Source organism: Amycolatopsis magusensis (assembly GCF_017875555.1).
GTDB classification, from domain to species: domain Bacteria; phylum Actinomycetota; class Actinomycetes; order Mycobacteriales; family Pseudonocardiaceae; genus Amycolatopsis; species Amycolatopsis magusensis.
Map to the genome: position 1 here is coordinate 2090011 of NZ_JAGGMS010000001.1, position 24851 is coordinate 2114861.

Below are 24851 nucleotides of genomic sequence, written 5' to 3' on the forward strand. Positions count from 1 at the left end.
CTACCTGCGGCGGGTGACCGCCGAGCTCTACCACGCCCGCCAGGAGCTCGCCGGGCGTCCGGCCGCCGACCGCGACGACCCGATCGCGGTGGTCGGCCTGGGCTGCCGCTACCCGGGCGGCGTCGGTTCCCCGGAGCAGCTCTGGGACCTGCTGGTGTCCGACTCGGACGCGATCTCGGAGTTCCCCGCCGACCGCGGCTGGGACATCGAGCGGCTGTACCACCCCGAACCCGGCAATCCGGGCACCACCTACACCAAGCAGGGCGGTTTCCTCACCGGCGCCGCCGACTTCGACGCCGCGTTCTTCTCCATGTCACCGAAGGAGGCGCTGGGCACCGACCCGCAGCAGCGGCTCTTCCTCGAGACCTCGTGGGAGGCGCTGGAACGCGCGACGATCGCGCCCGACTCGCTCAAGGGCAGCCGCACCGGCGTGTTCGCCGGCGTGATGTACCACGACTACGCGGGCAGTTCGGGCGCCGGCAGCGTGGTCTCCGGCCGGGTCGCCTACCAGCTCGGGCTGGAGGGTCCGGCGCTCACGGTCGACACGGCGTGCTCGTCCTCGCTGGTCACGCTGCACCTGGCCGCCGATTCACTGCGCCGGGGCGAGTGCGAGCTGGCGCTGGCCGGCGGGGTCACGGTGATGGCCACGCCCGCGACGTTCGTCGAGTTCAGCAGGCAGCGCGGGCTCGCCCCGGACGGCCGGTGCAAGTCGTTCGCGGAGGCGGCCGACGGGACCGGGTGGTCCGAGGGCGTCGGCGTGCTGGTGCTGGAACGGCTTTCCGCGGCACGGCGCAACGGGCACCCGGTGCTGGCGATCGTGCGCGGCAGCGCGGTCAACTCGGATGGCGCGTCGAACGGGCTCACCGCGCCGAATGGGCCGTCCCAGCAGCGGGTCATCGGCGACGCGCTGCGCGACGCCGGACTCCAGTTCGGCGACGTGGACGCCGTCGAGGCGCACGGCACCGGGACCAAACTGGGTGACCCGATCGAGGCGCAGGCGCTGCTCGCGACCTACGGCCGGGAGCGGGACGAACCGCTGTGGCTCGGCTCGATCAAGTCGAACTTCGGCCACACACAGGCCGCGGCCGGGGCGGCCGGGTTGATCAAGATGATCCTCGCGCTGCGGGCGGGAACCCTGCCGCGAACGCTGCACGTCGACTCGCCGACCGCGCACGTCGACTGGTCCCGCGGCGGCGTGCGGCTGCTCACCGAAGCGACGCCGTGGCCTTCGACCGGACGCGTGCGGCGGGCGGCCGTCTCGGGGTTCGGGGTGAGCGGCACGAACGCGCACGTGATCCTCGAACAGGCGCCGGAGGAGGCCGCCCCGGAGCCCGTCGAACCCGGCCCCGGCCCCATCCCGTGGGTGCTGTCCGCGAAGACCCGGGAAGCCCTCCGAGCCCAAGCAGCCCGCCTGTTCACGCAGGTCAGCGCCACCGAAATGCTTTTGCCCGCAGAAGTCGCACACGGGCTCGTGGCGACCAGGGCGGTGCACGGGCAGCGTGCGGTGGTGCTCGCCGAGGACCGCGACGGCTTCCTCCGAGGACTCCGCGAGCTGGCTGACGACGCGCCCTCGGCGCAGGTCGTCGAAGGGGTCGCCGGGCCGCCCGGCAAGGTCGCGTTCGTCTTTCCCGGCCAGGGGTCGCAGTGGCCGGGCATGGCGCTGGAGCTGGTCGAGGCCTCGCCGGTGTTCGCCGCGCGCATGGCCGAGTGCGAGCAGGCGCTGAAGCCGTTCGTGGACTGGTCCCTGCTCGGCGTGCTCCGCGGGGAACAGGGTGCGCCCGGTTTGGATCGTGCCGACGTCGTGCAGCCGGCGCTGTTCGCGGTGATGGTCTCGCTGGCCGCGTTGTGGCAGGCCGGCGGCGTGCGGCCGGACGCGGTGCTCGGCCACAGCCAGGGCGAGATCGCCGCCGCGTGTGTGGCCGGCGCGCTTTCGCTGGAAGATGCCGCTCGCGTGGTGGCGTTGCGCAGCCAGGCGCTGGGCGTGATCGCCGGTCGGGGCGGCATGGCGTCGGTTTCGCTGCCGGTCGCCCAGGTCAACGCCCGTATCGCGCGTTGGCCGGGCCTGTCGGTGGCGGCCGAGAACGGGCCCGCCTCGGTGGTCGTTTCCGGCGAGAACGCGGCGCTCGACGAGCTGATCGCCGAATGCGAGGCCGAGGAAATCCGGGCCAAGCGCGTTGACGTGAACTACGCATCGCATTCCGCCGACGTCGAAGCCCTGCATGATCAGTTGCTCGACGTTCTGGGGCCGATCTCGCCGAAGACCGCCGACATCCCGTTCTATTCCACCGTCGACAGCGCCTGGCTCGACACCTCGGTGATGACCGCCGAGTACTGGTACCGCAACCTGCGTCAGACGGTCGAGTTCGCCAGCGCGGTCGGTGCCCTGCTCGACCAGGGGTTCAGTGCGTTCGTCGAGGCCAGCCCGCACCCGGTGCTGGTCGCGGGCATGCGCGAGACCGCCGATGCCGCCGAAATCGACGCGTGCTTCGCCGGTTCACTGCGTCGTGACGAGGGTGACCTGACGCGTTTTCGGACGTCGATGGCGGAGCTTTTCACCGGCGGAGGCGCGCTCGACTGGACGCCGACGGTGCCCGCGACCCGGCGCGTGCAACTGCCCACCTATCCCTTCCAGCACCAGCGGTTCTGGGCGAGCGCCGAGGACACGGGGGCGGGCGCGGAGGCGTTCGGGCTGGAGGACACCGGGCACGCGCTGCTCGGCGCGGTCGTCGAGACGGCGACCGGCGCGACCGTGCTGACCGGGCGGTTGTCGCTGCGGACGCACCCCTGGCTGGTCGACCACGTGGTGGCGGGGAAGGTGCTCGTGCCGGGGACGGCGGTCGCCGAACTGGCCGTGCGTGCCGGTGACGAGGTCGGCTGCCCGGTGGTCGAGGACCTCGTCTTCGAGGCGCCGATCGCGGTCCCGGAACGGGGTGAGGTGCGGGTGCGGGTGACCGCCGCCGCGCCGGACGCGGACGGCCGCCGCATGGTCGAGGTGCACTCGCGGGCACAGGGGGAGTGGGTGCGGAACGCGGCCGGCGTGCTGGCCGAAAACGACGCGACCGCCGACCCCTCGATCCCGGAATGGCCTCCCGCCGACGCGACCCCGCACGACGTCGCCGACCTCTACACCCGCCTCGCCACCAGCGGCCTCGACTACGGCGCAAGCTTCTGCGGGCTAAAGCAGGTCTGGGTCCGTGACCAGGAGGTTTACGCGGAGGTTGGGCTGCCTGAGGGCACTGAGACCGGTGGGTTCGCGCTTCATCCGGCACTGCTGGACGCCGCGCTCCACCCGCTCGCGCTCGGCATTTTCCACCCCGCCGACGGACAGCTCTGGCTCCCGTTCTCATGGTCCGGCCTCCGTGTGCACGCCGAGGGGGCGACCGCGTTGCGCGTGCGCCTCACCGCGGCCGGGCCCAACACGGTTCGCGTCGAAGCGACCGACCCGGCGGGTGCTCCGGTGTGCTCTGCGGACGGGCTGGCTGTCCGCGCTTTCGCCCCGATCGAAGCGGGTATGGACGCGTTGTTCGGCGTCGACCTGGTGCCGGTGTCAGCAAGCGACCGGGCCTGGACAGTCGGCACTGAGCTGCCCGAACAGGTGGACGGCGAATTCGTGCTGGTCAACTGCCCGCCGACCCACGACCCGCACGAAGCCGCCCATCACGCGCTCGCGCTCATCCAGGAGTTCCTGGCCGCTGACCGGTTCGCGGCGGCGAAGCTGGTGCTGGTCACCCACGGCGGCCTCGCGCACGCCGCGGTCCACGGGCTGGTGCGGTCCGCGCAGACCGAGCACCCCGGCCGTTTCATGCTGGTGGACGGCGAAGTCGACGGCCAGAAGATCCCGCTGACGGAAAATGAGTCGGAACTCGTCTTCCGCGAGGGCGAGTTTCTGGCTCCTCGGCTCGTGCGGAAAAAGCCCGCAAAAGCTGACCGCGGCTCGTGGGGCGAGGAGACGGTGCTGGTCACCGGGGCCACCGGCACGCTGGGTGGGCTCGTCGCCCGGCACCTGGTCGCCGAGCACGGCGTGAAGCACCTGCTGCTGACCAGCCGACGAGGCGCGGACGCGCCGGGTGCCGCCGAGCTGGTCGGGGAACTGCGCGAGCTGGGCGCCGAGGTCACGCTGGCGGCTTGCGACGTCGCCGATCGGGACGCGCTCGCCGAGCTGCTGGCGACCGTTCCGGCCGGCCGACCGCTGTCCGGAGTGGTGCACGCGGCAGGCGTGCTCGACGACGGACTGATCACCTCCCTGACCCCCGAACGGCTCGACCTGCTTTTGCGGGCAAAAGCAGATTCGGCCCTCCACCTGCATGAACTGGTGGGGGAGGTGCGGATGTTCGTGCTGTTCTCCTCGGCCGCCGGGGTGTTCGGCGGGCTCGGGCAGGGCAACTACGCGGCCGCCAACGCGGTGCTCGACGAGCTGGCGCGGCAGCGCCGGGCCGCTGGGCTCCCGGCCGTTTCCCTCGCCTGGGGTCTGTGGGAGCAGCGCAGCGAACTCACCGAGCAGGTCGACGGCACCATGGCCCGCACGGGCTTCGGCGAGCTGTCCACCTCCGAGGCCCTCGCGCTGTTCGACGAGGCCCTGACCACGGACGAAGCCGTCCTGGTTCCGGTCCGCCTGGAGTTGGACGCGCTCCGTGCGCAGGCTCGCCAGGGTGGGGCGCTCGTGCCGCCGTTGCTGCGGGGACTGGTCCGCGTGACCACGCGACGCACCGCCGAGGGCGACACCGCGCACGGGTCCGAGCTGGCGCGCAAGATCGCCGGACAGTCCGAAGAGGACGGTGTGCGCCTCCTTCGCGACCTGGTGTCCGCGCAGGTCGCCGTGGTGCTCGGGTACGACGGCGCGGCCTCGGTGCCACAGGATCGCGCGTTCTCCGACCTCGGCTTCGGCTCGGTCACCGCGGTCGAACTGCGGAACCGGCTCAGCGCGGCGACCGGCCTCCGGCTGCCCGCCACCCTCGCCTTCGACTACCCGACGGTGACCGCGCTGGCCACCCACCTGCGCTCACGCCTGACCGGCGCCGCCGAGGTCACCACCTCCCGCGCCCCCGCGCGCGTGGACGACGACCAGATCGCCATCGTCGCGATGAGCTGCCGCTACCCCGGCGGCGTGGACTCCGCCGAGGACCTCTGGCGACTGCTGGAGGAAGGCCGCGACGCGATCTCCGAGTTCCCCGCCGACCGCGGCTGGGACCTGGACCGGTTGTACGACCCGGACCCCGCCAACCCCGGCACCTCCTACGCGCGGCACGGCGGTTTCGTCGACGCCGTCGGCGAATTCGACCCGGCGTTCTTCGGCATCTCACCGCGTGAGGCGCTGTCGATGGACCCGCAGCAGCGGCTACTCCTGGAGACCTCCTGGGAGGCGTTCGAGCGGGCCGGGATCGCGCCGGGCACGCTGCGCGGCAGCCGGACCGGCGTGTTCGCCGGGGTGATGTACAACGACTACAGCCAGCTGCTCGACGCCGTTCCCGCAGATCAGGAAGGGTTCTTCGGCACCGGGAACTCCGCGAGCCTGGTGTCCGGCCGGGTGGCCTACGCGCTCGGCCTGCAGGGGCCCGCGCTCACCGTCGACACGGCCTGTTCGTCGTCACTGCTGAGCATCCACCTCGCGGCGCAGGCGCTGCGCGGCGGCGAATGCGAGCTGGCGCTGGCCGGCGGGGTGACCGTGCTGTCCACGCCCGCCGTTTTCGTCGACTTCAGCAGGCAGCGCGGGCTCGCCGCGGACGGCCGGTGCAAGGCGTTCTCGGCCTCCGCCGACGGCACCGCGATGGGTGAGGGGGCGGGCCTGGTCCTGCTCGAACGCCTTTCGGACGCCCGGCGCAACGGGCACCCGGTGCTGGCGATCCTGCGCGGTAGCGCCGTCAACTCCGATGGCGCGTCGAACGGGCTGACCGCGCCGAACGGCCCGGCTCAGCAGCGGGTGATCCGGCAGGCGCTGGCGTCGGCCGGGTTGTCCGCGGCCGAGGTCGACGTGGTGGAGGCGCACGGCACGGGCACCGAACTGGGCGACCCGATCGAGGCGCAGGCGCTGCTGGCGACCTACGGGCAGGACCGGCCGGAGGACCGGCCGCTGCTGCTCGGGTCGGTGAAATCGAACCTCGGGCACACGCAGGCGGCGGCGGGGGTCGCCGGGGTGATCAAGGCGGTGCTCGCTTTGCGGGCGGGCACGGTGCCGCGGACCCTGCACGCCGACGAGCCGTCGCCGCACGTCGACTGGTCGGCCGGGCACGTCCGGCTGGTCACCGAAGCGACCGCGTGGCCGGAGACCGGACGGCCGCGGCGGGCCGGGGTGTCCTCCTTCGGCATCAGCGGCACGAACGCCCACGTCGTCCTCGAACAAGCCTCTGACCAGCACCTTTCATCCCCCGATCAGCTTTTGCCCGCAAAAGCATCCGGCGGGTTCGTGGGGGTGTCCGGGCGTGATGAGGGGGCGGTGGAGCGGCAGGTTCGGGCGCTGGCGGACGTGCTTCGTGAGCGGGAAGACGTAGGCCCGGCGGAGTTGGGGCACGCGGTCGGGACGACGCGTGAAGCCTTCCGGCATCGCGCGGCGATCATCGCCGAGAGCCGCGAGGAGTGGCTCGAAGCGGCGGCCGACAAGAAGCGGTGGATCACCGGCACGGCCGACGGCGGTCGCGTCGCGGCCTTGTTCACCGGCCAGGGCAGTCAGCGCGTGGGTATGGGCATGCAGCTCCACGCCACCTACCCGGCTTACGCGAAGGCGTTCGACGAGGTGTGTGCGGAGCTCGACCAGCACCTCCCGAATCCGACCGCCGAGGTCATCCAGAGCGCCGAACTCGACCAGACCGGCTACACCCAGCCTGCCCTGTTCGCCGTCGAGGTCGCGTTGTTCCGCCTCTTCGAATCGTGGGGCGTCCGGCCGGACTTCGTCGCCGGGCATTCGGTCGGCGAGCTGGCCGCCGCGCACGTCGCGGGCGTGTTCGACCTGGCCGACGCCGCGAAACTGGTCGCCGCGCGGGGCCGGTTGATGCAGGAGCTGCCCACGGGTGGCGCGATGGTTTCGGTGCGGGCCGCGGAGGCCGACGTGCTGCCGTTGCTCGCGGGCCGGGAGCAGGAGGTGGCGCTCGCCGCGGTCAACGGTCCGGCGTCGGTGGTCCTCTCCGGTGACGAGGCCGCCGTGCTGGAGATCGCCGAAGCGCTCGCCGCCGACGGGCACAAGACCACCCGGTTGAAGGTCAGCCACGCGTTCCACTCGCCGCGGATGCACGCCATGCTCGACGCCTTCGGTGAGCTGGTGAAAACGCTCGAACTCCGGCCGCCGCACCTCCCGTTGATCTCCACGGTCACCGGCGAGGCCGCCACCGAACTGACCACGCCGGACTACTGGATCCGCCAGGCCGCCGCGCCGGTCCGCTTCGGCGACGCCGTGGCGACCCTGCGGGAAAACGGCGTCACCGGCTGGCTGGAGCTGGGGCCGGACGGCGTGCTGTCGGCGATGGTGGCCGAGAGCGGGCCGAAGCCCGCGATGCTGGCCCCCGCGCTGCGCCGCGAGCGCGACGAGGTGCGGACCGTCACCGAAGCACTGGCCACGGCCTACGTGCACGGCGCGGAAGTCGACTGGAACGCGGTCTACCCGTGGCTGGCCGGGCAGCGGCTCGACCTGCCGACCTACCCGTTCCAGCGCACCCGGTACTGGCCCGAGCGGACGCCCGCGCGGCCGGACACCGACCTCGAAACGCTCATCGGCACGCTCGGGCTCGACGCCGAGGACACCGTCGGGGAGCTGCTCGCGCGCCTGCGCCAGGACGACTGGCAGCCGATCCCGGACCCGGACGCGACGCTCTCCGGGCAGTGGCTCGTGGTGGTCCCCGAGGGCGATCACGACGCGTTGCTCGGCACGCTCGCGCGGCAGGGAGCGCAGCTTCGGGTGGTCGTGCACGATCCGGCCGAGAGCCGGGTCCGGCTGGCCCAAAAGCTGGCTGGACCTGCGGACGGAGTACTGAACCTGCTTTTGCCCGCAGAAGCATCCGCCCTGGTCGGGGCGTTGGGGGACGCGGGGGTCGGGGCGCCCGTCTGGGCGGTGGGGGTGAGTCCGGCGGACGGCGGCAACCGGGTCGAGTTGCCTGCCGAGCCGGACGCGAAAGCCCGTGCCCGGCTTTGCGCGGTGCTCGCCGAGCCCGGCGGTCACCGCGAGTTCCGCATCCGCCCCGACGGCATCTATGCGCGCGGCACCAGCACCCAAGAACCGTCTGTCCGCGAAAAGCTCGACGACCTCGAAGGTGCCGAGCTGGGTGACGTGCTCGCGACCGGCGTCCGCAACCTCGTCGCCTCCGTGCTCGGTTACGGCTCCGGCGAGGAGATCGACGTCGAGGCGGACCTGATGGACCTCGGCCTGTCCTCCCTTGCGGCCGTCGAGCTGCGCAACCACCTCACCGAGCTGACCGGGCTCGACCTGCCCGCCGACCTGCTCTACGAGTGCCCCACCCCGGCCGCGCTGACCGAGCGGCTGGCCGCCGAACTGGCCGGCTGACCCCGCAACCGAAGGGAAGATCACCATGTCCACCCAGTGGCAGATCGTGCACGACGCCGAGTCACCGGAGGTCGTGCTCGCCACGGACTTCCCGGTGAGCGGCCGCAACGAGGGCGGCTTCACCGAGCTGGCCCCGCGCCTCGACCTCGACTGCCAGCTCTGGCAGACGGTGCCGCCGGTCGTCGCCCCCGGCACGGACCTGGACCCGGCCGACTACCTGCGCCCGTGGCTGACCGAGATCCGCGAGAGCGGGTACCGCGTCCGCTCGGTGCTCGGCTACTGCGCCGGTTCGGTGTTCGCGGGCGCGCTGGCCCAGGAGATCGCGCGCTGGCAGGACGGTGCGCCGTCGATCGTGGTGTTCGACCCCGAGCTGGTCGACGTGCCGACCGTGCACCTCCAGTTCGGCCGCGTGATCGGCAACATGACCACGGTCCTCGAGGCCGACGAGCTCACCTACATCGAGCAGGAGGCCCAGCGCCTCGCCAAGGCGGACGGGGTCACCCCGGCCGAATTCGCCGCGAACCTGTTCGAGATGTTCCGCCCGCTCGGCGAGAAGGCGCTGGCGCGCACCGGCATGGAGCCGGAGTTCGCCGAGGAGCTGATCTCGCTGGTCGGCTCGTTCATGGCCTACCTGAGCGTCGCGTCGAACATCGACCCGCGACCCGGCTGGGCCCGCGCCACCGCGATCAGCTCGACCAGCCCCGGCAGTGGCCTGAACCGCCTGCGCTCGTCGGGCCAGGGCGGCGAGCCCGGTTTCGTCGCCGAGGAACTGCGCTTCGACGTGGAACACCGTGACCTGCTCCGCACCGACGACGCCGCCAAGGCCGTCGCCGAAATCCTCACCAAGTAAGGAAAAGATGATGACCGGCACCCGGGTCGCGGCCACCGGCAAGGAAGTCAGCCTGTGGCTGCTGGACAAGTTCGTGCCCGAAAGCGGGGTGAACAACCTTTCGCTGGCTTTCGCCGTGGACGGCGAGCTCGACCCCGCGCGGCTGCAGGACACCGTTTCCGCGTTGCTGCGGCGCTTCCAGGTGCTGCGCACGGTCTTCCACGACGAGGAATCCGGGCTGACGAAGGAATTTCTGCCCGCCGAGCAGGTCAAAGTCGCCGTCGAGCAGGTGGCCAGCGACGTGGACGACCTGCCGGAGCAGCTGACCGGGTTCGTCGCGCGCCCGTTCCACGCCGACGGTTCACCGCTGCTGCGCGTGGGCCACTTCCCCCGGCCGGACGGTGACGTCTGCTGCGTCGCCCTGCACCACGGCATCTCCGACGTGCAGTCGACGACGATCCTGCTCCAGGAGTTCGTCGCCTGCTACGACGCGGGCGGCGAACCGGTGCACGCCGACGAGGTACCGGCGTGGACGGAACCCGCGGGCAGCGAGAAGAGCGAGCGGTTCTGGCGCGAGAACATGCGCGGCTTCGACTCCTCGGCCCTCGAACTCCGCTGCGAGCAGCGGGAACCCGGCGACACCACGCTGGACGGCGACGAGGTGACGCACGAGCTGTCCCCGGCGGCGCAGGCCGCGGTGAAGCAGCTGCAGCGCGAGGTCCGCGCGCCGGAATCGGTGGTGCTCCTGGCCGCATACGGCCTGCTGCTCGCCGCCCACGGCGCCGGGCCCGACCTGACCGTCGGTTCGCCGGTCAACACCCGCGACAAGTCGGCGGCCGGCGCGATCGGGTACCACAGCAGCATCCTCACCCTGCGCCTGCTGGTGGATCGCGCGCTGAGCTTCCGCGACCTGGCCGGACACGCGCGGCGCACCTTCTTCGACGCCATGGCGCACGTGGACTTCGCCGCCGACCAGCTCCTCGAAGTGGTCGAGCGCGCCGACTCGTCGTGGCGCAACGTGTTGTTCCGGCACGCGTTCAACTACGTGCCCTTCGACCAGGGCCAGAAGGAGTTCAAGCTCGACGGCGCGCCCGCGCGGCTGCTCGTGGTGGAGAACGGGTCGAGCCAGTTCGACCTGGAGTTCTTCGTGACCTCCAGCCAGGGCTCGCTGGGCGTGCGCGGCGTGTTCTACACCGGCGTGCTCGACCGGGCCGACGTCGAGTCGATGCTCCACCGGTACGACGCGCTGCTGGTCGCCGTCGCCGCGGACGCCGACCGGCCGCTGGGCGAGCTGCCCGTCTGGTCCGAGCGCGACCGCGAAGTGATCGCCGCGGCCAACGACACCGAACGCCCACTGGCCTACGAATCGGTGCTGTCGGCTTTTGCGGGCAAAAGCAGGTCGGGGCCGGACGCGGTGGCGGTGGTGGACGGGAAACACCAGGTCACGTACGCGCAGCTGTGGTCAGCGGCGGTGGCGACCCGCGACCGGCTGGCCGAGACGGGCGTCCGCGGCGGCGACGTGGTGGCGCTCTACGCGCAGCGCGGCCCGGAGCTGGCGGCCTCGGTGTTCGGCGTCTGGCTGGCCGGCGCGGCCTACATGCCGCTCGACCCCAACCACCCCGAGCAGCGCATCCGCTACCAACTGGAGGACTCGGGCGCGCGGACGGTACTGGTCGGCCCCGGCCTGAAAGCCCCGGAAGGCCACGAAGGCACGCCGATGGTCGACGTGGCCACCGCGGCGAGCCAGCCGGTCGAAGCACCCGAGGTCGACCCGCTGAGCACCGCGTACCTGATCTACACCTCGGGCTCGACCGGACGGCCCAAGGGCATCCCCATCCGGCACCGCAGCCTGGCCAACGTCATCGACGGCTACGTCACCGAGTTCGGCTTCACCGCCGAAACCCCGGCGGCCTGGCTGAGCACCTTCAGCTTCGACACCTCGGCGATCGAGTTGATGATGCCGCTGGTCACCGGCGGGCACCTGGTGGTCGCGCCGGACGAGGCCCGCTCCGACGGCGCGGTCCTGCTCGATCTGCTCCAGCGCCACGAGATCCGCTTCCTCCAGGCCACCCCGACCACCTGGCGGCTCGTCGCCGACGTGGTCGCCGAAAAGCTCGACGGCTGCACGCTGCTCACCGGCGGCGAGCCGATCCCGGCGGAGCTGGCCGCGAAACTGGTCGCCACCGGGGCCCGGGTGTTCAACGTCTACGGCCCCACCGAAAGCACGATCTGGGCCACCGCCGGGCGCGTCGAAGCCGGGGTGTCCGGCCGGGTCGATGTCGGCGGGCCGATCGCGAACACCACCGTGTTCATCGAAGGCCCGCACGGCGAGGAACTGCCGCCCGGGCTGCGCGGCGAACTCTGCGTGGCGGGCGTCGGGGTCGGGGAGGGCTACCACGACCGGCCCGAACTGACCGCCGACCGCTTCGGCGAGCACCCCGTGCACGGCCGGTTCTACCGCTCGGGCGACGTGGCCAGGTGGACCCACGACGGCCGCCTCGACCTGCAGGGCAGGCAGGACCGCCAGATCAAGCTGCGCGGCAACCGGATCGAACTCGGCGAGGTCGAAGCCGTGCTGAACGCGCACCCGGCGGTCGAAGCCGCCGCGGTCGTGGTGGTCGGCGACCCCGGCAACGACGGGGTGCTGGCCGCGTTCGTCAAGGGCCTGTCCGCCGGCATCGAGGACCTGTGGGCCCACGCCCGCGAGCTGCTGCCGCGCGCGGTCGTGCCGCACCGGTTCATCCCGATCGAGCAGTTCCCCCGGACCGGCAGCGACAAGGTCGACTACCTCGCGCTGGCGAAGCTCGCCGCCGAACAACCCACGACCGGCCAGGGCGAAGACACCTCGGGAAGCGCGGGCGAACTGGTGGACCAGCTGATCGTCATGTGGCGTGACCTGCTGGGCCGCACCGATCTCGGCGCTCAGTCGCACTTCTTCGCCGAGGGCGGGCATTCGCTGCTCGGCGTGCAGCTCGCCCAGCGGGTCAAGGGCGAGCTGGGCGTGCGCCTCAAGCTCACCGACGTCTTCGAGCACCCGACGCCGACCGCACTGGCGGCTCGCATCACCGAATCCCGTTAGCAGGAAAGGACAACTCATGGAGATCGCCAAACTCGCGGTGAGCGGCTGGTTCGCCAGGGCGCTGGGCGTGGCCGCCGAACTGGGCCTCGCGGACATCCTCGACGGCGGTGCGATGTCGTCCGAGGAACTGGCCCGCCGCACCGGTTCGCACCCGGACGTCATGCTCCGCCTGTTGCAGATGCTGACCGTGCCGGGCGTGGTGGTGCGCGACGACAACGGTGACTTCAAGATAGGCGAGGCGTTCGAGGCGCTGCGCTCGGACCACCCGATCTCGCAGCGCAACTTCGCCATCCTCTCGGCGGGCCTCTACGACGACGCTTTCGCCGAACTGGGCTACACCGTGCGCACCGGCAAGTCCGGGTTCGAGAAGCGCTTCGGCGCCACGCTGTACGAATACCTCGAGCAGCAGCCGGAAACCGCGGACCTGTTCGACCGCGGCATGGTCGACCTGGCGCGCCCAGTCGGCCACGAACTGGCCAAGCACCACGACTTCTCCGGCGTGCGGAAGGTGATCGACGTCGGCGGCGGCAGCGGTGGCCTGCTGCCCGGCATCCTCGCGGCGAACCCGGAGATCGAGGGCGTCGTCGCCGATCGCGCCAGCGTGTGCGAGCGCGGCAAGGCGAAGCTGGCCGAGGTCGACCCGGCACTGGCCAAGCGGATCTCGTTCGCCCCGGCCGACTTCTTCGCCGAGGTGCCGACCGGCGGTGACCGGTACGTGCTGAAGAACGTCCTGCACGACTGGACCTTCGACAACTGCGTGCGGATCCTCGGCACGGTCGCCAAGGCCATCGCGGCGAGCGACCGGCCGGGACGGCTGCTGGTGGTCGAGCCGCTGGTGGAGTCCGACTTCGACGGCTGGCGCGCGATGTTCCAGGTGCTCGCCTGCGACGAAGGCACCCTCGGCCTCGACGAGGACGAGATGCGCAAGGCGCTCGGCGAAGCCGGGTTCGCGGTGTTGTCGGTGGCCAGGCTCCTCACCGGGCACAAGGTGCTCGAGTGCGAGCTCGCCGCGGGCTGAAGGGCGAACCGATGACGCGCACCGTGTTCCTGTTCGCCGGGCAGGGCACCCAGTACCACCGGATGGGGCACTGGGCCTACCGGCACCAGCCCGAGTTCCGCCGGGTGCTCGACGAACTCGACGCCGTGGTGCGCGAGGAACGCGGGGACTCGGTCGTGGAGCGGCTCTACCACGGGGGTGGCCCCGGCGAGCCGTTCGACGATTTCCGGTTCACCCAGCCGGGGATCTTCATGCTCGAATACGCGCTGGCCCAGATGCTGCGGTCACACGGTTTCGTGCCGGACCTCGTGGTGGGCACCAGCCTCGGCGAGGTGGCGGCGTCGGCGGTGGCCGGCGTCGCCGACCCGGTCGACTGCCTGCGGCTGCTGCTGCGGCAGGCGGAGCTGTTCGGCCGGGAGTGCCCGCCGGGCGGCATGCTGGCCGTGCTCGGCGAGGTGTCGCTGTTCGAGTCCGACCCGGGGCTGCACGGCCGCTGCGAACTGGCGGCGGTGAACTCGCCGACGAACTTCGTGGTGGCGGGCACCCCGGGCGACCTGGACGCCGCGGAACGGCACCTGGCCGCGAAAGGCGTCCTCTACCAGCGGCTTCCCGTGCCGTACGCGTTCCACTCCTCGCACCTCGAACCGGTCGCCGAAAGCTTCACCGACCTGGCGACCGGCTTTTCCCTGCGAAAGCCGACCGTGCCCCTGATCTCGGGGACCACGGTCGATCTGGTGGCCCGGCCGGACGCCGCGCACCTGTGGCAGGTGCTGCGGGACCCGTTCGACCTGGACCGGACGCTGGACGTGGTGGTCGACGGGCAGCCGTCGCTCTACCTCGACCTCGGCCCGTCCGGCTCGCTGGCGAACCTGGTGCGCGCCCGGCTCACCGAAGGCTCGCAGGCGTTGCCGCTGCTCTCGCCGTTCTCCACCGACGGCGCCCTGATCGAGAAAGTGCTCGCCGCTCGCCCGGCGGCACGGGAAAGGACCGAGGTGAGGCCGATGGCCGACCGCACGCTGACCGTGCACCTGTTCCCCGGGCAGGGGTCCCAGGTCAAGGGCATGGGCCGGGAGCTGTTCGACCGCTTCCCCCGGCTGACCGCGATCGCCGACCAGGTGCTCGGCTACTCCATCCGTGAGCTGTGCGTCGACGATCCCGAACGCAAGCTCAAGCGCACCGAGTTCACCCAGCCCGCGTTGTTCGTGGTGAACGCGCTGACCCACCTGGCCGCCCTCGCCGACGGCGCGCGCCTGCCGGACTTCGTGCTCGGGCACAGCCTCGGCGAGTACGACGCGTTGTTCGCCGCCGGGGTGTTCGACTTCGAGACCGGCCTGCGGCTGGTCCACAAGCGTGGCGAGCTGATGAGCCGGGCGACCGGCGGCACCATGGCCGCGGTCTCCGGACTGCCGATCGAGCGGGTGCGGGAACTGCTCGCGGACTTCGGTGAGCTCGACATCGCCAACATCAACACCGACGCCCAGTTGGTGCTCGCCGGACCGGAGGACGTGCTCGCCGCCGCGCTCCCGGTGTTCAGCGAGGCGGGCGCCCGGTGCGCGCGGCTGAACGTGAGCGCGCCGTTCCACAGCCGCTACATGGCTGGGGCCGCCGAGGAGTTCGGCCGGTTCCTCGACGGGTTCACCTTCGCCGCGCCGAAGGTGCCCGTGGTGGCCAATGTGGACGCCCAGCCGTACGGCGAGGACGACGTGCGCGACAAGCTGACCCGGCAGATCGCCGGGCCGGTCCGCTGGACCGACTGCGTGCGTCACCTGCTCGCCAAGGGGAAGTTGACCACGGCCGAGGTGGGGCCGGGCAACGTGCTCACCAAGCTGGTGGCGAAGATCCAGGCCGAACCGCTGCCGTTCGTCCCGGAACCCGCGCCCGCGCCCCGGCCGCCGCGCACCCCACGCACCCCGCGCAGCGGCAAGCTCGGTTCGGCCGCGTTCCGCGAGGACTACGGCCTCCGGGAAGCGTATGTGGCCGGCGGGATGTACCGCGGGATCACCTCGGTGGACTTCGTCGCGCGCCTGGCCGAGTCGAACCTGCTGTCCTTCCTCGGCACCAGCGGGCGGACGCCGGACGAGGTCGGCGCCGACCTCACCGCGCTGCGGCAGCGCCTCGGCCACGGCAAGCCGTTCGGCGTCAACCTCACCTACCACCCGTTCGCCGCGGAAACCGCCGCCCGGGTGGTGGACCTGATGCTGGCGCACGACATCCGCGCGCTCGAGGTGTCCACCTACGTGCAGATCACCGAGGAACTGGTGCGCTACCGGCTCACCGGCGCCAGGGTCCTGCCGGACGGCCTCGCCTACACCCCGCGCAAGCTGCTGGCCAAGGTGACCAGGCCGGACGTGGCGAAGGCGTTCTTCGAGCCGGTGCCGCGCGAACTCGTCGACCGGCTGCGGGCCACCGGCGCCATCTCCGCGGAGGAAGCCGAGGCCGCCGCCGGGCTCCCGATGGCCGACGACGTGTGCGCGGTCGGCGATTCCGGCGGGTACACCGACATGGGCGTGCTTTCCGCGCTCCTGCCCTCGGTCCGGCACCTGCGTGACGAACTCGCGCGCGCCCACCCGTCGCTGAAGGCGGTGCGCGTGGGCGCGGGCGGCGGCATCGGCACCCCGGAAGCCGCGGCCGCGGCCTTCGTGCTCGGCGCCGACTTCGTGCTCACCGGCTCGATCAACCTGTGCACCGCGGAAAGCGCCCTCGCGCCGTCTACAAAGGACTACCTGCGGCAGCTGGACGTGCACGACACCACCTACGCGCCCTTCGGCGACCTGTTCGAGCTGGGCGGGCGCACTCGGGTGGTGAAGAAGGGCAACCTCTTCCACGCCAGGGCGAACAAGCTGTACGACCTGTGGCGCACGCACGACGACTGGACCGACATCGACCCGGCCGTGCGCACCCAGCTCGAACAGCGCTACTTCCAGCGCCCCTTCGACGAGATCTACCGGCAGGTGCGCCCGGCCGGTGCCGAACCGGACGCCAAGCGCCGGATGGCGCTGGTCTTCCGCTGGTACTGCGACACCGCGCTCGGCCTGGCGGTGACCGGCGACACCGGCCGCGCGCTGGACCACCAGCTCGGCTGCGGGCCCGCGCTCGGCGCGGCCAACCGCTGGCTGGCCGGGGCCGGCCTCGCCGACTGGCGCGACCGCCACGCCGACCGGCTGGCGGACCTGCTCATGACCGGTGCCGCCGAGATCGCCGGCGTCCGCCAGCCCGAGATCGCCGCCGCGGTCGTCTGAGCCACCCGAGAAAGGCCAACCATGTCCGAAACCTTCACCTGGGACAACGTCGAGTTCGACCTGTCCGACCCCGCGTTCGTCAGCGATCCCGAGGCCGCCAAGCGCTGGCTGGAAGGCCCGCGCGACGTCTGCCCCGGCCGGTTCTCCGACAACGCCGAGGTCTACGTGGTGACCAAGTACCACCAGGTGCGCGGCCTGCTCGCGGACCCGCGGGTGAGCAACCACCCGCCCGAGGGCGTGCACCTGGACAGCATGCGCAAGCGCGGCGTGCCCGAGGAACTGCTGAAGTACTTCGACTCGACGATCATGACCATGGAGCCGGACGACCACCAGCGGGTGCGTGGCCTGGTCACCGCGGCCTTCTCGGCCAAGCGCGTGCGCTCGCTGCGGCCGCGCATCGAGGAGCTGACCAACAGCCTGCTCGACCGGATGGACCCCGCCGGGGTCAACGACCTGGTCGCCGACTACGCGCACCCGATCTCCACCACGATGATCTGCGAACTGCTCGGCGTCGACGACGAGTACCGCGACCAGTGGATCAAGTGGACCGGCGTGTTCACCACCTTCCTGCGCCCGGATCCGAAACTGCTGCCGCCCTCGCTGCACGGCATGATCGACACGATCAAGCGGCTCATCGACGCCCGCCGCGCCGAGCCGGGCGACGACCTGATCTCCGACCTCGTCCGGATCAGCGACCAGACCGAGAAGCTGGACCAGGTCGAGCTGGTCGCGCTGGCACTGGTCCTGGTGCAGGCCGGGCTGGACACCGTGCGGCATTCGATCGCGCTCAGCCTGTACAACCTGTTCACCCACCCCGAGCAGCTCGAACTGGTCAAGCACAACCCGGGTGACACGGTCCGCGCGGTGATGGAGCTGATGCGCTACGCCGGGCCGATCAAGATGGCGCTGCCCCGGTTCGCCACCGAGCCGATCGAGCTGGACGGGGTGACCATCCCGGCCGACGGCCAGATCCAGCTGGTGGTGGCCGCGGCCAACAACGACCCGGAACGCTTCCACGAGCCGCGCAAGCTCGACGTGACCCGGCAGGACAACCCGCAGCTGAGCTTCGCGCACGGCGCGCACTTCTGCCCCGGCGCCTCGCTGGCCACCGCGGAAACCGAGATCGCGCTCAACACGCTGTTCGCCCGCTACCCGGACGTGCGGCTCGCCGTCGACCCCGCCGAGATCGGCCCGCGCTTCCTGCGCGCGGTGGAGCGCCTTCCGGTGCACCTCAAGTGAATCCGGCCCCAGAAGAACAGGAGTTCGCCTGATGACCGAGACCGTGCCGCAGGCACCGGTACTGCCCACCGAGCGCGTGGCGGGCTGCCCCTTCGACCCGCCCGCCGCGCTCGCCGAACTGCGCGCCGAACAGCCGGTCAGCCGGATGACCTACCCCGACGGGCACGTCGGCTACCTGGCCACCAGCCACGCCGCGGCGAAGGCGGTGCTGACCGACCGCCGGTTCGGCTCCCGCGGTGACCTGCTGCGGGCACCGATCCCGATGGGCATGGGGTCGCCGTCGGCCGAGGTGCCGCCGGGCATGTTCACCGCGATGGACCCGCCCGAGCACACGCACTACCGCAGGTCCATCGCCGGCTGGTTCACCCTGCGGCGGCTGCGGCAGCTCGAACCGCGGATCACCGAGATCGTCGACCAGCACCTGGACGCCATCGCCGCCGTGCCCCCCTCGGACGGCCCGGTCGACCTGGTGCGCGACTTCGCCGACCCGGTGTCCGCACTGGTGATCTCGGAGCTGCTCGGCGTGGCCCCCGAGGACCAGCAGCGCTTCCTCGACGCGACGAAGGCCGTGTTCACCGTGCACTCCAGCGCGGAGGAGGCGATGGCCGGGTTCGCCGGGCTGCGCGGCTTCCTGGCCGAACTGGTGCAGGCCAAGCGCGACAGCGGCGGCGACGACCTGATCAGCACGATCGCCGCGGAGGGCAAGCTCACCGACGAGGAGCTGATGACCATCGGCAGCGTGCTGCTGATGGCCGGGCACGACACCAGCTCGAACCAGCTGGCGCTGAGCGTGTACGCGCTGCTGCGGGAACCGGAGCAGCGGGAGAAGCTGCTGGCGGACCCGTCGCTGATCGGTCCGGCGACCGAGGAACTGCTGCGGTACCTCAACATCGTGCACATCGGGTCGATCAGGGCCGCGCTGGAGGACTTCGAGTTCTACGGCCACCAGCTCAAGACCGGCGACGCGATGCTGGTGTCGCTGTCCGCGGCCAACCGCGACCCCGAGGTGTACGACCACGCCGACGAGCTCGACCTGACCAGGAGCGGGCCGGGGCACCTCGCCTTCGGCCACGGCGTGCACCAGTGCGTGGGGCAGCAGCTGGCCCGGATCGAGTTCAAGATCGCGCTGACCGCGTTGTTCACCCGGTTCCCCGGCCTGCGCCTCGCGGTGCCGGAGGACGAGGTGCGGATGCGCGGCGACTCGATCATCTACGGCGTGCACGAACTGCCGGTCACCTGGGAGGACCGGACCCGGTGAGGGTCGCGGTCCGCCCGGAGCTGTGCTGCAGCTCCGGCATGTGCCTGCTCAACGCCCCCGAGGTGTTCGACCAGACCGACGAGGACGGCACGGTCGTCCTGCTCGCCCCCCACCCCAGCCCCGAGCAGCGGGGAGCGGTCCGGCAGGCCGCTTCGCTCTGCCCGGTCGGCGCCATCGAGATCAAGGAGTGACGGACATGGGTGCCTCCCTCACGCGGTTCGGCCCGGACGCCGACCCGGCCGAGGTCGCCGAAACCCTGGAAACCGACGGCGGCGCGATCGTCACGGCTTTCGCGGGCAAAAGCATGCTGGACGGTCTCTGGGCCGATCTGCAGCCCGTGCTGGAGTCCGGTGACTACGGTGCCGACGAGTTTTCCGGCCACCGCACCAAGCGCATCGCCTCGCTGTTCGCCAGGGCCCCGCGCCTGGCCGAACTGGTGGTCCAGCCGGTGTTCCTGGACACCGCGCGCAAGCTGATCGAGCGCCCGGTGAAGGTGTGGTTCGGCGAAGCGCAGGCGAGCCTGGCGCCGAACGTGCAGATCAGCGCCAGCCAGGTGATCCAGATCTGGCCGGGGGAGGGCGAGCAGCCGCTGCACCGCGACGACAGCTCGCACCTCATCCCGTACCCGGCGCCGATCCGCCGCGTGCAGATGATGCTGGCGCTGTCCGAGTTCACCGCGGAGAACGGTGGCACGCTGGTCATCCCCGGCAGCCACCGCTGGGACGACGAGCAGCCGCCGAAACTGGCCGACGCGATCGCCACCGAGATGGAGCCGGGTTCGGCGCTGCTCTGGGTCGGCGGGACGTACCACGGCGGCGGGCGGAACACCGCCGAAACCCCGCGCACCGGGCTGACCGTGTCGATGGTCGCGGGCAACATGCGGCAGGAGGAGAACCAGTACCTGGCGGTGCCGCGGGAGATCGTGCGCGAGTACCCCGAGCAGGTGCGGCGGCTGCTGGGCTACAACACCTGCCCGCCGTTCCTGGGCTGGCACGAGTCGGCGGATCCGTACCACCTGGTGGCGGACCCCGTTGAGGTATGAGCTGTGCCGGGGCCGTCGCGCGGACGGCCCCGGTCCCGCTTCACCGGCGGGCGAACACCGCGTCGTACAGGGCGTCCTGGTACGGCGTGAGCCGCTTGGCCAGCCGAGGGCGTGGGGCGCGCGTTTCGAGCACTCGGCTCCACTCGGGGTCGAAGCCGAGTTCGAACAACTCGGCCAGCGAGCCCAGCACGGACTCCCGCTCGGCACCGCGGCGCCCGGACTGCAGCGTGTGCGCCCGCTGCCCTTCGAGGCACTGGCGGGCGGGGGTGAGCAGCACCGGGTGCGGGCTGATCTCCAGGAACACCTCGTGCCCGTCGGCCCGCAGCTTGCCGATGGCGTCGGCGAAGCGGACCGGCTCACGCAGGTTGCGCATCCAGTACCCGGCACCGATTTCCGGCCCGCGCAGCACTTCCAGCGTCGCCGTCGAGTAGATCGGCAGCTCGGCCACCCGCGGCCGCAGCCCGGCGAGCGCGCGATCGAGGTCCTCGCGCAACTCGTCGACGTAGTGGCTGTGCGAGGCGACCGTGTTCTGGATCAGCTTGCAGTAGACGTCGCGCTCGGCGAGCACGGTGACCAGCCGGTCCAGGGAGGCGGCGTCCCCGGCGAGGATGGTGGAGCGAGGGCTGTTGCAGCCGGCGATGCTGACCCGGCCCTCGGTACCTTCGATCAGCTCGCGCGCTTCGGCCTCACCGAGTTCGGTGATGGCGAGCGCGCCCTTGCCGCTGATCCGGCGCAGCAACGCGCTCCGGCGGCAGGCGACCATCGCCGCGTCCGCCAGCGACAACGCGCCCGCCACGTGCGCGGCGGCGATCTCGCCCATGCTGTGCCCGGTGACCGCGGCGGGCCGGATCCCCCAGTGCCGCCACAGCGCGGCGAAGGCGATCTGCAGGGAAACCACGGTCGGCTGCAGCACGTCGATCTCGCCGAGCCGGGACTCGTCCTCGCTCGCGCGCACCTGCTCCAGCACGGAGAAATCCACGTGCTCGCGCATCGCCCGATCGCATTCTTCGAGCGCGTCGCGGAATACCGGTTCGGTTTCCAGCAGTTCGCGGCCCATGCCGTGCCATTGCGCACCCTGCCCGGCGAACACGAATGCGATTTTTCCGGGTTCGGTGATTTTCTCCGGCGTCGAAGACAATGCTTCTTCGAGCTGCTCGATCAGTTCCGCGCGACTGCCCGCGACGAATGCCGCCCGGTGGTCACCGCGCCCCGGCGGTTCGCTGACGGGCAGGTCAGCGGCGGTGTCGGCACGCAGGAAAGCCAGGCGGGAGCGGAACAACTCGTGCAACCCGGCCGCCGTCGGCGCGGCCAGCGGGACAAGGTGAGCGGAGGGATTCACGGGTTCGACGATACCAGGGAAATGGCGGATCTTGTCTGGGTGAACAGGAGCAAGTAACGTCGGATTCACCCGCCGATCGAGGGAGTACCCGTGCGTTTGCTGTTCGTCCCGCTCCCGTTCCCGACCCACTATTTCCCGACCGCCGGACTGGCCTGGGCGGCCCGGCTGGCCGGGCACGACGTACGGGTGGCGACCGGGGCGGACGTGGCGCCCGTGGTGGACGCGTCCGGGGTGCCGGTGGTCGAGGTGAACACACGGCCCGAGCTGATCGCCGATTCGTCGCGCAACCGCAAGTGGCTGGAGCTGGAGCAGCGCAGCCCCGGCGAGGGCCTGCTCGGCGCGCTGGTCTCCGGGCCCATCGACAACTACGCCCGCGTCGCCGCCGCCATGGCCGACGACCTGATCGCACTGGGGCGCCGGTGGAAGCCGGACCTGGTGGTGTCGGATCCCTTGGCGTACGCGGGTTTCCTGACCGCCGACGTGCTCGGCGTGCCCGCGGTGCGGCACCTGTGGGGCGTGGACTCGACGCGGCACTTCCGCCTGCCCGGCTCGGGTTTCGACGCGAGCGTGCCGTCCGAGGAGATGCCCTGGTCCGCGATCCCGTGGCCGGACCGGCTGACCGGCCTGTTCGCCGAACACGGCGCCACCCCACGTGACGACCTGGCCGTGGCCACCGTCGACCCGTGCCCGGAAAGCCTGCAGTACCCGGGGGCGAGCGGCAGGCTGCCGGTGCGGTACACCCCGTACAACGGCGCCGGCGTCATCCCGGACTGGGTACTGGACGAACCGGCGCGCCCGCGGGTCGCCCTGACCTGGGGCCTGGCCTCCACCGCGACCCTGGGCGACGAGTTCTTCGGCCTGCCACGGATCATCGAAGCGATCGCGCCGCTGGACATCGAGGTCGTGGTCGCCATCAGCCCCGCCGACCGCCCGCGCTTGGGCCCCTTGCCACCGAACGTGCGAGCGGCCTCGGTCCCGCTGCACGCGCTGCTGCCCACGTGCTCCGCCATCGTGCACCACGGCGGCTCAGGCACCCTCTTCACCGCGGCTTGCTATGGGGTGCCGCAGCTGACCTTGGCGCTGATGCACGAACACAAAACCGCCGCCTCCCGCTTCGCCCGGCAAGGCTCGGGAATCCTGCTGGGAGAGAACGAAACCGCCCCGGAGACCATCCGAACGCGCCTCGACGAGCTGCTCACCGGCGACCCCACCCGCAAAGCCGCCGCCGACCTGGCCACCGAAATCGCCACCCAACCCAGCCCCCCCGAAGTAGCCGAAGCCCTAACCCACCTCCCCTAACCCCACCCCCACCTCAGACCCCACACCCCCAGCCCACCCCCTCCAGCGCCGCCCACACACAGGCACCCGCCCCCATGTCCAGCCACCCGAACCCCACACCCGCGCGTTCGAACCCCACGTTCAGGCACCCGAGCCCCACACCCAGACACCCGAACCTCACGTTCAGGCACCCGAGTCCCACACTCGCGCGTTCGAACCCCACGTTCAGGCGCCCGAACCCCGCACCCAGACGTCCGAACTTCACGCTCGGGAGCCCGAGTCCCACGCTCGCGCGTCCGAACTTCACGTTCAGGAAGCCGAACCCCGCATTCAGGCGTCTGAACCCCACGTTCGGGCACGTGAGTCCCACGTTCAGGCGCCCGTGTCTCACGCCCAGGCACCCGAACCCCACGTTCAGGCACCCGAGTGCCGAACTCGCGCGTTCGGACCGCACGTTCGGGCACCCGAGTGCCACGCTCAGGAGCTCGAGTCCCACGCTCGCGCGTCCGAATCTCACGTTCAGGAAGCCGAGTCCCACACTCGGGCGCCTGAAGTCCACGTTCGGGCACCGAACTCCGCACTTGGGTTCGTGTGGGGCTCGCCGCTCTGGCGTGGCTGTAGACACGCGTGCGCTCGCCGCCCAGAGTCAGCCCGAACTGCTCGCTAGCGGCGCTAGCGAGCGGGGTCGGCGGATTGCTAGCGTTGCTAGGCCGACTAGCGACGCTAGCTGTATCGGCTAGCGGTGCTAGATCGCCTAGCGGTGCTAGGGCAAGCCTCGCAGCGAAGCGCCCGAGGTCCTCAAGGAGAGAACCTCGGGCGCTGACGCCTCAGTGCAGGTGACGTTCGATCAGGTCACAGGCGAGTTCCGTACCCCGCTCCGCTTGAACGCGGGTGCCGACCTGGGCGGCTTTGGCCGCGATCGCCGGGTTTCCCAGGGCTTCCAGCACACTCGCCGCCAGGGGTTCTGGGGCTAGCCGCTGGAACGGCACCGGCTTCGAGCCGACGCCCAGAGCCCGCACCCGCCGTGACCAGAACGGGTGGTCGGCGAACGTCGGCACGACCACCTGCGGCACCCCGGCCCGCAACACCTCGGCCGTGGTGCCGTACCCGCCGTGGTGGATGACCGCGGCGGCACGCGAGAAAAGCCAGCGGTAGTCCGCCTCGCGCAGGTGGAAATCACCGTCGTCCAAGGGTTCCGGCCGGCCGCCGACCACGACGATCCGCCGTCCCGCTCGCCGGGCGGCGGTGCGCAGCGCGGCCCGGGTTTCGTCCTCCCGGTGCACGGCCCACGTACTGCCGAACGTGGCGACCAGCGGCTTCGGCTCGGTCTCCATGAACTCCACCAACTCCGGCGGCGGCGTCCAATCCCGTTCCCAGAACCAATAACCGGTCACGTGCGCCTCAGCGGGCCAGTCCAGCGGCGGCGGGATCAGTTCCGGGCTGTACGGGTAGAGCAACGGCGTCCGATGCCCGAGATCCCGGTACGCCGACCGCAAACCGAGCTTGCCGAGCCCCCGCCGCGACCGGAAGTCGTTGACCATGGCCCGTGTCTTGAGCCACTCCACCTGCCCCGAGACCAGGTGCGAAAACCGGTGGTACGGCGTGCCCAGCGGCACCTCCGGCGCGCCGAACGCGGGGAAGTGCCGCGTCGGCGTCACCGGCCACCACGAGGTGGCGCACCAGTTCCGGTCGTCGCGCGCCACGTTGATCCCCTTGGTGAACAAGGCGTTCACCGTGAAATCGGCGTAGGCGCAGGCATCGTCGATGCGGGCCAGCACCTCGCCGTAGGTGGCGGCGTCGACGTCCGGCAGCTTCCGCGTCATCCGCAACGCGGACGGGCTCTTCCTGATCGACTCCACCACCGCCGGGAGCTCGAAGAAGTTCCCGGTGTCCCCGGGCACCTCCTGCAGCGTGAGCCCGGCTTCCCCGGCCAGCGCCCGGAAATTGCCCGTGGTGATCAGATCGACGTCGTGGCCCCGCGCCCGCAGCGCGGTGCCCAGTGCCAGGAACGGTTGGATGTCACCGCGGGATCCGAAGGGGACCAGTGCGATCTTCACGGCAGGCTC

Annotated in this window: 11 protein-coding genes and 1 pseudogene; 10 read left to right on the forward strand and 2 right to left on the reverse strand. The window is 71.4% G+C overall.

Annotation, left to right across the window (positions count from 1 at the left end; translation table 11 throughout):
* Positions 1–10: 10 nt before the first annotated feature.
* The 9 genes and pseudogenes from JOM49_RS42885 to JOM49_RS09800 form a co-directional block, all read left to right on the forward strand.
* A pseudogene (locus JOM49_RS42885) lies at positions 11–8452 on the forward strand (SDR family NAD(P)-dependent oxidoreductase); the annotation flags it as partial.
* A 58-nt stretch (positions 8453–8510) separates the two neighbouring features.
* Positions 8511–9335 (forward strand): hypothetical protein, encoded by an 825-nt coding sequence (locus JOM49_RS09765; RefSeq protein WP_209664000.1) that lies wholly within the window; start codon positions 8511–8513, stop codon positions 9333–9335.
* 10 nt (positions 9336–9345) lie between these two features.
* Complete coding sequence (locus tag JOM49_RS09770; protein WP_209664001.1) at positions 9346–12393, forward strand: non-ribosomal peptide synthetase; 3048 nt, start codon at positions 9346–9348, stop codon at positions 12391–12393.
* 16 nt (positions 12394–12409) lie between these two features.
* Positions 12410–13411, forward strand: coding sequence for a methyltransferase (locus JOM49_RS09775; protein WP_209664002.1), 1002 nt, complete (start codon positions 12410–12412; stop codon positions 13409–13411).
* An 11-nt stretch (positions 13412–13422) separates the two neighbouring features.
* The gene (gene fabD, locus JOM49_RS09780; protein ID WP_209664003.1) at positions 13423–16629 is read left to right on the forward strand and encodes an ACP S-malonyltransferase; all 3207 of its coding nucleotides are present in this window, start codon (positions 13423–13425) and stop codon (positions 16627–16629) included.
* Positions 16630–16650: 21 nt separating this feature from the next.
* Positions 16651–17868: a cytochrome P450 family protein gene (locus tag JOM49_RS09785; protein ID WP_209664004.1), complete on the forward strand. Its 1218-nt coding sequence runs from the start codon at positions 16651–16653 to the stop codon at positions 17866–17868.
* Between the two features lie 31 nt (positions 17869–17899).
* On the forward strand, positions 17900–19126 hold the full coding sequence (locus JOM49_RS09790; RefSeq protein WP_209664005.1) for a cytochrome P450: 1227 nt from the start codon (positions 17900–17902) through the stop codon (positions 19124–19126).
* Positions 19123–19317 (forward strand): ferredoxin, encoded by a 195-nt coding sequence (locus tag JOM49_RS09795; RefSeq protein WP_209664006.1) that lies wholly within the window; start codon positions 19123–19125, stop codon positions 19315–19317. Before JOM49_RS09790 ends, JOM49_RS09795 begins: the two co-directional genes overlap by 4 nt.
* 5 nt (positions 19318–19322) lie before the next feature.
* Positions 19323–20168: a phytanoyl-CoA dioxygenase family protein gene (locus JOM49_RS09800; RefSeq protein ID WP_209664007.1), complete on the forward strand. Its 846-nt coding sequence runs from the start codon at positions 19323–19325 to the stop codon at positions 20166–20168.
* A 40-nt stretch (positions 20169–20208) separates the two neighbouring features.
* Here JOM49_RS09800 and JOM49_RS09805 read toward each other — a convergent pair whose 3' ends face one another.
* Positions 20209–21507 carry an acyltransferase domain-containing protein gene (locus JOM49_RS09805; RefSeq protein WP_209664008.1) on the reverse strand — a complete coding sequence of 433 codons (1299 nt, stop codon included), beginning with the start codon at positions 21505–21507 and terminating at the stop codon, positions 20209–20211.
* A 90-nt stretch (positions 21508–21597) separates the two neighbouring features.
* Here JOM49_RS09805 and JOM49_RS09810 point away from each other — a divergent pair, with 90 nt between their 5' ends.
* Positions 21598–22806, forward strand: coding sequence for a nucleotide disphospho-sugar-binding domain-containing protein (locus JOM49_RS09810; RefSeq protein ID WP_209664009.1), 1209 nt, complete (start codon positions 21598–21600; stop codon positions 22804–22806).
* Between the two features lie 806 nt (positions 22807–23612).
* On the opposite strand, the gene JOM49_RS09815 is transcribed toward JOM49_RS09810, so the two are convergent.
* On the reverse strand, positions 23613–24842 hold the full coding sequence (locus tag JOM49_RS09815; protein WP_209664010.1) for a glycosyltransferase: 1230 nt from the start codon (positions 24840–24842) through the stop codon (positions 23613–23615).
* Positions 24843–24851 lie beyond the last annotated feature (9 nt).